11 protein-coding genes are annotated in these 12,282 nt (G+C 48.9%); 3 read left to right on the forward strand and 8 right to left on the reverse strand.

From position 1 onward, the window contains the following. The 3 genes from HKN79_07795 to HKN79_07805 all read right to left on the reverse strand — a co-directional run. Positions 1-1,030, reverse strand: a 1,030-nt coding sequence (locus HKN79_07795) for a hypothetical protein (protein NNC83463.1), incomplete at its 3' end; no start/stop codon positions are given. Next, a complete protein-coding gene (locus tag HKN79_07800; protein ID NNC83464.1) occupies positions 1,027-2,577 on the reverse strand; it encodes a DUF853 family protein in 1,551 nt (516 codons plus the stop codon). The genes HKN79_07800 and HKN79_07795, both read right to left, overlap by 4 nt. Before the next feature lie 64 nt (positions 2,578-2,641). Next, entirely contained in the window at positions 2,642-2,845 is a 204-nt protein-coding gene (locus HKN79_07805) for a dodecin domain-containing protein (GenBank protein NNC83465.1), read from the reverse strand. A gap of 121 nt (positions 2,846-2,966) precedes the next feature. Between HKN79_07805 and HKN79_07810 the strand changes: the two genes are divergently transcribed. Then, positions 2,967-3,815, forward strand: a complete 849-nt coding sequence (locus HKN79_07810; GenBank protein ID NNC83466.1) for a sulfotransferase family 2 domain-containing protein — start codon at positions 2,967-2,969, stop codon at positions 3,813-3,815. Here HKN79_07810 and lon read toward each other — a convergent pair. The 4 genes from lon to HKN79_07830 all read right to left on the reverse strand — a co-directional run bounded on the left by lon (position 3,790) and on the right by HKN79_07830 (position 9,066). Next, positions 3,790-6,246 (reverse strand): endopeptidase La, encoded by a 2,457-nt coding sequence (gene lon / locus HKN79_07815; protein NNC83467.1) that lies wholly within the window; start codon positions 6,244-6,246, stop codon positions 3,790-3,792. The genes HKN79_07810 and lon overlap by 26 nt on opposite strands. A gap of 137 nt (positions 6,247-6,383) precedes the next feature. After that, a complete protein-coding gene (locus HKN79_07820; protein ID NNC83468.1) occupies positions 6,384-7,562 on the reverse strand; it encodes a glucose-1-phosphate thymidylyltransferase in 1,179 nt (392 codons plus the stop codon). Positions 7,563-7,662: 100 nt separating this feature from the next. Next, complete coding sequence (locus HKN79_07825) at positions 7,663-7,968, reverse strand: type B 50S ribosomal protein L31 (GenBank protein NNC83469.1); 306 nt, start codon at positions 7,966-7,968, stop codon at positions 7,663-7,665. 81 nt (positions 7,969-8,049) lie between these two features. Next, positions 8,050-9,066 (reverse strand): acyl-CoA reductase, encoded by a 1,017-nt coding sequence (locus HKN79_07830; GenBank protein NNC83470.1) that lies wholly within the window; start codon positions 9,064-9,066, stop codon positions 8,050-8,052. A gap of 100 nt (positions 9,067-9,166) precedes the next feature. Between HKN79_07830 and HKN79_07835 the strand changes: the two genes are divergently transcribed. Both HKN79_07835 and HKN79_07840 read left to right on the forward strand, forming a co-directional pair. Beyond that, complete coding sequence (locus HKN79_07835; protein ID NNC83471.1) at positions 9,167-9,517, forward strand: 4Fe-4S dicluster domain-containing protein; 351 nt, start codon at positions 9,167-9,169, stop codon at positions 9,515-9,517. Positions 9,518-9,608: 91 nt separating this feature from the next. After that, positions 9,609-10,463, forward strand: coding sequence for a hypothetical protein (locus HKN79_07840; GenBank protein ID NNC83472.1), 855 nt, complete (start codon positions 9,609-9,611; stop codon positions 10,461-10,463). 3 nt (positions 10,464-10,466) lie between these two features. Here HKN79_07840 and HKN79_07845 read toward each other — a convergent pair. Continuing rightward, the coding region (locus HKN79_07845; protein NNC83473.1) for a hypothetical protein at positions 10,467-12,282 on the reverse strand (1,816 nt) is incomplete at its 5' end.

The raw sequence follows: 12,282 nt of genomic DNA on the forward strand, positions 1-12,282 counted from the left end.
AGATAGGAAGATGGTCACTGTATCCTCCATAGTACCGCGGTCCACCATAGGTCCTGTTGGGTTTGAATTCCTTGTATTTCTTGTCATAGAAAAGGAAGAACTCTCGCCAGTGGATCTCAAGTCCTTCTTGGGTCAATTCCAATCCTTTTCCATCCATGAGATCATCAGACACGATGGCCTGGTCAAGCATACCCCAGTCCCCTTTGTAGGGATAGGTGCCTTTATCCGCCATGTGCGGAGCATAGGCCAGATTGATGAGTTCACTACTCTCGGGGCTGTCACTTGGCCGAGCATCGAGTACTTCCGTCATACTTCGATTGTCCGGATAATCATTGAAGTCTCCCAGTATGATGACACTGCTTTCTGAATCCTTCACCTGGTCCACCATCATTTTCAAGGTACGCGCAGCATCCAAGCGTCTATGTTCGGTCTCGGATCGCCCTTCCCTGCGACTGGGCCAATGATTGAGGTAGAGATGTACTTCTTCTCCGTCCAGCCTGCCATGAACATGTAGAATGTCCCTCGAGGTATATCCGTTTTGAGAGAATGAAATGGGTTCAGCCTCGTCATCCAATAATTCGAAACGCGATCGGTCGTATAGCAGCGCAAGGTCGATCCCTCTGCGGTCCTGGCTCTCGTGATGTACGACACCGTAGCTACCCGATGCAATGAATTCTCCTAGATCCTCGACTACATCTTCGTTCTCTACTTCCGCCAGTCCTATAAGTACCGGTAGACCATCTCCATGGTCCATGGACTGGATGACCCTCCCAAGATTCTGGATCTTCTTCTCATACCGTCCTTGACTCCATTCATTCCTTCCATTCGGGGTGAAATCATTATCGTCTTTGCGCGGATGGTCCTTCACATCGAATAGATTCTCCACATTGTAGAAGACTACATCGGCATGACGATTCGGGATATGCTCACTATCGCTGGCTTTGGTGGATACATCACCCTTTTCTACATCCTCTGGTGAGAGGCAGGCAATGAGCAACAAGAGGGCTAGGGGGGCGTAGCGAAGCATCATCTGCGCTTGACTCCCAAGGCTCCGAGAAGCCCTCTGGTCAATTCCCTGACCACGGTACGTCCAAGTTGACGCATCATCGTATTTTTCGACATGGTCTCGAACATGGAGGCCTCCTTAGCACCCTTCACTTCTTTGGCAGCCTTTTTCCGGGTCTTTGCGTTCTCCTTCTGTACTTCTTCTGAAGAGGCCTTTTCCAGTTTCTCTTGCAGAATCTCGTAGGCACTCTTGCTATCGATCACCTCATTGTACTTGGTGATGATATCAGAGTCGGCCACTACAGCTTTGATCTCTTTCTTGGTCAGGATATCCATGCGACTCTGGGGTGCACGTAATAAGGTTGCAGCAAGTGGAGTCGGGATGCCTTTCTCATTGAGAGCTGTGATGAGAGCTTGTCCTATTCCTAGACTGGTGAGTACCTCATCGGTCTTATAATAATCACTGAGGGGGTAGTTCTCCGCTGTACGCTTGATATTCCGCCTGTCCTTGGCCGTGAATGCGCGCAATGCGTGCTGGACCTTCAATCCGAGCTGACTGAGCACCGCATCGGGTACATCAGTAGGATTCTGCGTGACGAAGTAGACCCCGACTGCTTTGGAGCGGATCAATTTGACGATGGCCTCGATCTGGTCTAAGAGGGCATCTGATGCATTGTCAAATATCAGATGTGCTTCATCTATGAAGATGCAAAGCTTGGGTTTGTCCATGTCTCCTTCTTCCGGAAATTGGGAGTAGACCTCTGCTAGTAGACTCAGCATGAAGGTGGAGAACAACTTGGGTCGGTCTTGGATATCCGTTAGTCTGATCACGGAGAGAATCCCATTTCCATCCTCATCGTGACGTACGAGATCATTGACATCGAAACTCCGCTCTCCAAAGAAGGCCTCTGCACCTTGTTGCTCGAGTTCGATAATCTTGCGCATGATGGTGGAAACCGATGCTGAACTGACCCTACCATATTCTCCCTCGATCTCTTCCTTGCCTTCGTTGATCAAGAACTGTAGCGTGCGCTTGAGGTCCTTGAGGTCCAGGAGTGGTAGCTTGTTATCATCGCAGTACTTGAATACCAAGGCCATGATCCCACTCTGAGTCGAGTTGAGCTCCAGTATCTTGCTCAAGAGCACCGGACCGAACTCGGTCACTGTGGCTCGCAAGCGGGCTCCAGGCTCATCAGATAGGGTCAAGAATTCGATGGGGAATCCTGTAGCCTCATACGGAGTCTGGATCATATCATGACGCCACGTGATGTGGTCATTCAATTCCCCTGGACGAGCTAGGCCGCTGAGGTCTCCCTTGAGGTCCATCAAGAGGCAAGGGACTCCATTCTGAGAGAGTTGCTCGGCCAGGATCTGTAAGGTCTTGGTCTTACCTGTTCCGGTCGCACCTGCAATGAGGCCGTGCCGGTTCATCGATTTGAGAGGGATCTTGACCTGTGCTCCCTGCACAGGCTCTTCATCCAACATTGCACAGCCAATAATGATGCTGTCGCTTTTTTTGAAGGTGTAGCCCTTTTCGAGATAGGACTTGAATTCTTCAGTCGAAGTACTCATGTATCATAGCATTTGAAGGAAAAAGGACCCTGAGGTCCTAGACTCCGGTGAATGAACAGGCAGCTTAGCTGTAGACCGAGAAAGTGATCTTTACATTCACTCTGAACTCGTCTACCTTGCCGTCTTTGACCGTACAACTATGTTCTTGCACGTAGACGGAACGAATGTCCTTGATGGTCTTGGAAGCTTCTGCTACTGCCTTTTGCGTAGCATCTTCCCAGCTCGTGGAAGAATTACTGAGAATTTCGATGACTTTGAGAACTGCCATGTGTATAGGTATTTATTAAAAAGGGGTGATCGCTCACCTTAGGATTGACCTCAAATGTACATTTTTAGCTTCCGCTAGAGCTACAGGCAGATGGATGCCTGAAGAGCAATGCTAGGCCCTCATGTCAGAGAAAGTAGACTTCATGATCATCGGTGCGCAGAAATGCGCTACTTCTACGCTATTCAGGATATTGGACAAGCATCCTTTACTCAATGGGAGCAGTAACAAAGAACCACACTTCTTCAGTAACACCGAGGACTGGGAGTCCGGACTGCAGGACTATCATTCGCTGTTCAATTTCCAGCCGGGTCATTTGACCTTCGAAGGGTCGACCACCTACACCTTCGCACCGCACAGAAATCCGCATATATGGGACGATACCTACAGCTACAATCCGGAGATGAAATTCATCTATATGGTCAGGAATCCGGCCGACCGGCTGGTCTCTGCCTATATGCATGCGTATGAGCGTGGATACACAGATACGGATCTTGTGACTGCTATACAGAACGAACCCTACTTCATGGATGTCACGAGATATCAGATGCAGGTACGACCCTATATGGATCGCTTTGGAAAGGATCGCGTGCTACTGATCGAGTTCGAGGATTTCAATCAACATAGAGGAGAAGTGCTCGAATCAGTGGCCGGATTTCTTGGCGTGGATTCAGACGGATTCAATGATTGGGATGCTGAGTATGATAATCCGTCCATCGGGGGACAGAAACCGAATGTGGCTTTCGACCAAGCCCGATGGTGGCACCGTGTCGTAGAGCGTATCAGTCCGAAGTTATGGCAACGACTGACGGATAATTCTAGCAGGGCATTCGACCAGAAACCGGTGTTTCCTGCTGATACGCTTAAACACATCCTTCTGGAATTGGAGCCCGATATCCAGTTCTTAGAAAAGGAACTGAACAAGGATCTTCATCAGTGGAGGGAGATCAAGCGACCCGCAGAGGTTTCTTGACCTTTTGATCCAGAAGGGCCAGTTCGATCACTTCCATCATCTCATCTACATAGTGGAATTTCAAGCCCTTCACATACTTGGGCTCTATGTCCATGATATCCTTCTTGTTCTTGCTACTGAGAATGATCTCCTTGATGTCTGCACGCTTGGCAGCGAGAATCTTCTCCTTGATGCCTCCTACGGGAAGTACCTTGCCTCGTAGTGTGATCTCACCGGTCATGGCCAGGAATTTCTTCACTTTCTTTTGAGTGAAGGCAGAGGCCAATGCGGTCAACATGGTGATACCGGCCGATGGGCCGTCCTTGGGAACTGCACCTGCTGGCACGTGGATATGTACGTCCCACTTATCGAAAACGGTCTGGTCCAGACCGAGGTCATGAGAATGGGCCTTCAGGTATTGCATGGCAAGCGTGGCGCTTTCCTTCATGACATCACCCAGATTACCGGTCATAGTCAGCTTTCCTTTGCCTTTGGTCAAGCTGGTCTCGATGAATAGGACATCGCCACCTACCGGGGTCCAGGCCAATCCTGTGACCACTCCAGCCACATCATTTCCCTCATACTTATCCTTCTCATGAGCAACTCCCAATACGTCATGAAGTTCTGACACTGTGTAGGCAGCCTCGTACTTCTGATTCATGGCGATCTGCTTGGCTCTGTTCCTCACCAGTTTGGAGATCCGTTTCTCCAAGCCTCTCACACCGGATTCTCTTGTGTAATTCTCGATGACATGCTCGAGTACCTTTTTGTCGATCGATACTGCATCTGCGGGTACTCCGGTCTCATCCAGCTGCTTGGGAACAAGGTGACGCTTAGCGATCTGTACCTTCTCCTCTACGGTGTAGCCATTCACTTCGATGATCTCCATACGATCCCTAAGTGCAGGGTGGATAGAACTCAGATTGTTGCAGGTCGCTACGAAAAGGACTTTGCTCAAGTCGTAATCCAGTTCTACATAATTGTCATTGAAACGCTCGTTCTGTTCGGGGTCCAAGACCTCTAGAAGCGCAGATTGTGGGTCGCCATGACTGTCCTTGCCTACTTTGTCGATCTCATCCAGTACGAAGAGGGGATTACTCGTGCCTACTTTGCGCAGATTCTGAATGATGCGCCCGGGCATGGCACCTATATAGGTCCTTCGATGACCGCGTATCTCGGCTTCATCTCGGAGGCCACCCAGACTCATGCGTACATACTTCCTACCTATGGCCTCAGCGATGGATTTGCCCAACGAGGTCTTACCTACTCCTGGAGGTCCATAGAGGCAAAGGATCGGGGCCTTCATATCATTCTTCAACTTCAGAACGGCCAGGTATTCTATGATGCGCTCCTTGACCTTTTCCAATCCGTAGTGGTCGCGATTGAGGATCTTCTGAGCACGTTTCAGGTCGAAACGGTCCTTGCTGTACTCGTTCCACGGGAGGTCGAGTAGCAATTCGCAATAGTTGAGCTGAACGGAGTATTCTGCCCCAGCGGGGTTCATCCGTTCCAACTTGTGCATCTCCTTGTCAAAAGCCTTGGCGGTCTCTTCATTCCACTTCTTGGCCTTGGCGCGTTCCTTCATCTCCCGCAATTCTTCCTCATGCGGATTGTCACCCAGTTCTTCCTGAATGGTCTTCATCTGCTGATGCAGGAAATACTCTCGCTGTTGACGGTCGATGTCCAGCTTTACCTTGCTCTGGATATCCTGCTTCAGTTGCAGCATCTCCTTTTCCTTGATCAGCTGGGCGAGTACGATCTGCGCGCGCTTGAGTAGATCGGACTCCTCCAGTATCTCCTGCTTCTGCGCCAGGTCGATATTCATGTTGGAAGAGATGAAATTCACCAAGAAGGTATAGCTCTCTATATTCTTGATGGCAAAGGCCGCTTCTGAAGGGATATTCGGAGCGATCTCTATGATCTCCAGAGCCACCTCCTTGAGCGAGTCGATGGCGGCCTTCATATTCGGATTGTCCTTGTTATACCTCACTTCCGGATGTTCCTTGACGGCCGCTTTGAAGTAGGGGTCATCTTGTATCATCTCTATCAGGGAGAATCGCTTCTTTCCTTGGATGATAGCGGTAGTGGTGCCATCCGGCATCTTCAAGAGACGTAGGATCTGGGCCACGGTCCCGAGTGAGTATAGATCTTTGGCTTCTGGGTCTTCTAGTTCGGCATCTTGCTGGGAAAGCACTCCGATGAGTGAGTTCGCTTTCTTGGCCTCTTGGATGAGTTTGATCGATTTATCCCGACCTACGGTGATAGGGATGACCACTCCAGGGAACAGTACGGTATTACGCAGGGGCAGGATAGGGAGTGTCTTAGGGGTCTCCTCTTGATCGAACTGCTCCTCATCCTCGGTGGTTATCAAAGGAATGAAATCCGTATCTCCTTCTCCCTGATCGCTCAATCCTAGCTCGATAATGATCTCTTCTGTCAATTTCTTCTTCATTTCAGACATTCTGTCAGCATTTGCCGTGATTCTCCAGATGGACTTAGGTCCAAATGCTTGATATTCAATGTGCATAAGGGATTCTGCTCCCTGTGTTCCTTTACAAGGTCAAGGGGCGTGCCAATACATTCGGGCTGTTAATCTGTCCGATACTTCTTGGTCAACTCGAATATGTGATGCATCAGATCTTCCTGCTTTGGTCCGAAGTCTACATCTCTGCGGGCACATACTGCACGTGCCACTTCGAAGGAGCGCTCCAAGTCATATGTACCGGCATTCTCACCTGCTCCCCATGCGTAGCTAGGAATGAATTTGGGAGGGAATCCGGCCTGGAAGACATTGGCATTCACTCCTACTACTGTACCAGTGTTGAACATGGTATTGATACCGCACTTGCTGTGATCGCCCATCACCAGACCATGGAACATCTTTCCTGTGTCGATGAAGTCTCCAACTGTATAATCCCATACCCTGACCGGTCCATAGTTGTTCTTCAAATTGGAAGTATTCGTATCTGCACCTAGGTTGCACCATTCACCTATCACTGAGTTACCCAAGAAGCCGTCATGACCTTTGTTGGAGTATCCCTGGATCACCGAATTATTCACTTCTCCACCTACTTTGGAATGCGGACCTATAGTTGTGGGGCCATATATCTTGGTCCCCATCTTCAAAGTGGCTCCTTCGCCTAGAGAGAAAGGTCCCCTGATCATACATCCTTCCATCACTTCCGCATTCTTACCGATGTAGACCGGCCCCGTATCGGTATTGATGACCGATGCGTTGATCTTGGCTCCGGGCTCCATATAGAGCTCTTCTCCTATCACGGTATTGGTGTCATCCAGAATGGCGTCCAGATGCACGAATAGTTGGATGTCCTGCTCCATAGCAAGCCCGTTGAGGCTGAAGATATCAGCTGGGCTGTTGATCTCCACGATGAGTCCAGCGTCCACTTCCATCTTCTGGTAGCTGTCCAGCCCTCCAGGTTCCAAGTGGCTCAGATCACCTCTGAATGCGATCACCTGTCCGGCAGATGTGATGCACACGCCTTCATCCAGATCATAGAGGGTATGGATGAAAGTAGGAGTGGGAATGACCGATCCATCTACGAACAGTGATTCGTCTTGAGGGATCTCATCTCCGAACAAAGGGCTAAGGTAATCCTGGGTATGTACAAGTACATCTCCAGTCGTATGATGTTCCCATTTCTCCTTGATGGTAAGGATACCAACGCGTAAGTGACATACGGGGCGGGTGAATGTGAGAGGTAGAAGGTGCTCCCTACTGGGACCATCGAAAAGGACGATTCGGGCCATGGATGTGTTTCTCGGGCTAATGTACTATGGATATTGCTCCAAATGAAAAACCCGGACGCTCAGGTCCGGGTCTTCATGAATCAGGTTGTAAAGTCTTTTATCAGCTTTCGCCACTCTCTTCAGCGGGAGCGTCTTCTTTTGGCGCATCCTTCTTCTTATCGAATTTCGCGTATTTGTTACGGAACTTATCGATACGTCCAGCTGTGTCAACGAATTGCAGCTTACCTGTGAAGTAAGGGTGCGATTTGTATGAGATCTCCAGCTTGACTACTGGGTACTCATTTCCATCCTCCCACTTCTCGGTCTCCTCTGAAGAAGCAGTAGAACGGCTCAACCACATTTCTCCGTTGGTCATGTCCTTGAAAATGACGGGCCTGTAGTTATCAGGATGTATGCCTTTCTTCATTGTCTTGAATTTTCGGACGGCAAATGTAAGCATCTCTGTACAATTTGTACAGTTATCAAGACGACTTTTTAGCAGGTGTATTCAGAGCTCAGCCAGGAACTGCATGGTATCCACCCCATCTGCATAGTCATCCAGTGCGGGAGATTGGGCTTTTCCGAAGGGGACATCCTTCCTCGATACGATGCATTGGATCTGATCGGACTGAGCAGATAGGCTCTTACGAAGAGCATCTTCATCAGAATACCGCTCATAGTGCAGGCTGGCCATGGGAGAGGCCAGGGCCTCGTGTCTCTTCAGAAGGAGAAATCCATTGTCAAGGATATTGTCCTCATTCAGTAAGAATACCGAACGGTAGTAGTCATAGTTATTGGCATACTTGTTATGCTCGATGATGGAATGATGTGGATAGATACCCCCGAAGAATGTGTCCAGGTCATAGCCCTCAGGGACGTAGATCTTGCTCACATTCCGACATCCCAGACCGAAGTACTGGAAGATATCCTGACCCAAGGCCTTGAGTTCAGCTTCAGTCTCTTGGCCATTGAGTATAGCTATCCCATTCCTATTCTTTCGGATGATATGGGGTACTTGAGAGAAATAGTACTCGAAATACCGAGAGGTGTTATCACTTCCGGTGGCAATGATGGCCTCATGGCCTTTCAGTTTCCCATCAGCCCATTGGATGATATCATGATAAGCTTCATCTAGGGTCGTGAGCAGCGCCACCACCATACGTATGAGGACATGGTCATCCGATGAAGGCCGGAGTATCAGGTGATGGCCACTGAGAAGCACGGATATGAGATCATGCATCCCGACCATAGGAATGTTCCCGGCCATGATCAATCCTACACGTTTGGATTCTTCTGCAAATGGATAGTGAGAAGACCAAGATTTGAGCAACTCTTCTTTGAGGAGTTCCGCCCAAGAGGCCAAAGCGAATATGACCTGTTGGCGGGTGAACCATCCATTGAGTCGTTCTGCTTCTTCGATGAGGCGGTCGATGTCTTCATACTCATCTTTGCTTATCCCGATCTCGTATCCCGGCCAGGGATGTCCGGCAGCTATCGACTCGAAAATCCTTCCAAGTAATGCCAAATGTTCGATGATCCTTTCTCTTTCCAAATGCAGCGCAGTTGATTTCGGAATGTTCTTTGAGGTACTTTCGCAGCGCAAATCTAGAATTCGAAGAACTAGAATGGCAATACGTATAACAGACGAATGTATCAATTGTGGGGCCTGTGAGCCAGAATGCCCGAATAACGCCATCTATGAAGGAGGTGCAGAATGGAAATTCTCTGACGGCACCTCACTGAAAGGGATGATACAAGGGTATAACTCAGGTATGCAGGTGGATGCCGAGAAATCCAATGAACCTGTGGACATGGATGTATACTATATCGTCACGGATAAGTGCACCGAGTGCAAGGGTTTCCATGATGAACCACAATGCGCTGCGGTCTGTCCAGTCGATTGCTGTGTAGATGATGAGGACTGGAGAGAGTCTGAAGCCCAGTTGCTCGAGAAGAAGGATCAGCTGCACCTCTGAGTGTTGAAGAAGTCTCGACCGTGATTCCATCAAGACGTTTCACGGCACTAGTTTTGCAAGGAAGACGTTGAATGTACGTTCTCCCATTTCTATGCGACATCTGATACTATTCCTATCCCTGCTGTGTGTCTATGGACTGCTAGCCCAATCCCCTGGCGCAGCCCGTGACTCGATATTGGGCGAGATGTATGCAGCGATCATGGAGCAGGAGGATGATGAAGCACGAATGAAAGCCTCTGAAGCCTTCAAGCAGGAATTGCGATCGACATTATTCAAAGAAGGAGCTTTCCATCATCCATTCGAGACCTTGAATATGTGCAAGAAGACCGCTCCTGATGGTCGGTTCCGGATATTCAATTGGAATATTCCGCTCTCAGACGGGACGGAATTCTATGAGGCTCTTGTAATCATCCCCAAAAACAGATCAGGTATGGTGGATGTGATGGAATTGAAGGATGCCTCAGAAGATATGGACCGTCCGCAGGATAAGGTGTTGAGACCCGACAAGTGGTTCGGTGCTTTGTACTACGACATCATCCCATTTAAAAAAGGCGGAGGGGATCACTATGTACTTTTGGGTTGGGACGGGGATTCCCCGATTACCAACAGGAAAGTGATCGATGTGATCACACTCTCAGGGAAGAACATCCGATTTGGGGCTCCCGTCTTCCGCACAGATAAGGGAACCAAGAAGCGATTGCTTTTTACCTATGGTGAGCAATTGAGTATGAGTTTGATCTATCAGGATAAGGAGGGTCGTATCATCTTCGATCATCTGGCCCCTCGTGAAAGCCGTTTGGAAGGCCAGTTCCAATTCTATGGCCCGGACATGAGTTTCGATGCGCTCAATTACAAGAAAGGGAGATGGGAATGGGAGTCGAATATCGAATTCAAACGTAAGCGTACTCCCAAGGACAAAGAGTTCAATGATCCTAGGGTGAAGTGAGAATCAGTGGACGAGCATCTGAATAGATTGCTCGAATGCCTTTCCGGAAATTTTCAAGGTGTACTGCCCCGAAGCAAGATTTCTTCTTTCTATGATAAGCTCACCGTGATGAGCATGGTGCCGCTCGGCCCTAAGTAAATGGCCTGAAGAGTCAAAGATCTCGAAGGTCACCGGTCGGATCGATGCAGGTATGCGGAGTACCGCGCGCTCGGTAAAAGGGTTAGGGAAGAGGACCACAACTTCGCTATCCCATTCGGTCAATGAGACTGGGAGGAAGTAGATTCCACTGGATATAGAACATCCTAATTCATTCTCCACCAGCACGGTATAGTCACCCCCACCGATGGGTTCTATGACATGGGTGACCGCACCTGGGATGGCTTCGCCATCCAAGTACCATTGATAGGACAATCCCGCTTCTAAATAGGTGATCAATTCACCAGTCACATAATCGATCACCGGCAATTGAGGATAGGGATGGGTCACGACCTCGATCGAATTTGGCACTGAAGTACAGATTTCAGATATCGCAATGACCGAATAGGACCCTTCAGTGTCCAAGGTCTGACTTGCAGCAGAGCCCATCGTTTCAGACTCAAAGTACCATTCGACATCATAGTCGGAGACGGCCGTGATCGTTATACTATCCCCTTCGCAGATGAAGACGGAGTCAGAAGGCAAGCTAGGCGATGTGGGCAGTTCAATCATCTCCACCGTGAGATAGGTGGTATCCGAATAACATGTTCTATCCCAATGAACCAGGCCATAGTCACCTGCTTGGCCTGCGTAAATGAGTGAAAGGGAGTCGATCACTTCATTCTCAAAGAGCCATGCAAGATCATATGTCGTGGATACGGATAGCTCCAGGCTATCTCCTTCACAGAAAGAGGAAGAGGAATGTAGAATATCAGGAGCCGAAGGGGTTATGATCTCCTCTATCCATTGAGCGATGGGAGGGGATGGGCAACCTTGATTATAGATGACCAGCTCATATTCTCCCCCTTGGTGAATGGTGATGTTGTTCTCGGATGAAATAGAATCCCCATCCAGATACCAGACATGATCGTAGAATGAAGCATTGGAATTGAGAAACACTGAATCTCCTGAGCAGAAGACGGAATCTCCATAGAGGACCGCATCGATCGGTTCTACTACATTGACCTGGACTGTACGTTGTTGAGAGCAATAGGGATTGCTGTAGTTCACCTGAGCGAGGTACCAGCCAGGAGTGTTCATTTCCAAAGCAAGACTTTCAGCGTAGATGCTCGTATCGGCAATTGTCCAGATGACAGTCTCTGCAAACTCGAATTCGGCAGGGATCTCGAGTAATTCACCCGGGCATATCTGGCGTGTCTCATTGTCATAGTCAATGGTCATCCAATCACAGTCGAAGATGGTATGCCAGGTCTCATTAGTGATGATAGGTGGGTTGTTGTCGAAGAAGATCTTCCCTTGATTACGGATGGTATCCCCTGGAAGAAGGCCTTCATTCTGTTGCAAGGTGAAGACCACATGTCCTTGGCTACCCAATGGGTCGCTGACACTATCAGGAAGTTGGATATCATCGAAGTAGAAGGTGACGATACGACTGATGGGATCGATAACGGTATTCACACAATGGGTGCTATGTTCCAAGGTGAAGGAAGACAGGTCCAGTTGCATGTCAATGCTATCTGTTAAGAATACAACTGTCGCTGGAGCGTTTCCGGTATTCTGAAATCGGATCCGATATTCGATTTCTTGTCCTTGAAGAATGTAATGTGCATCGGTATATCCTAAAGGTCTTCCCAATTTATCATTGGGGTCATATGCGCAGGTC

The organism is Flavobacteriales bacterium (assembly GCA_013001705.1).
Classification (GTDB): Bacteria; Bacteroidota; Bacteroidia; order Flavobacteriales_D; family JABDKJ01; genus JABDLZ01.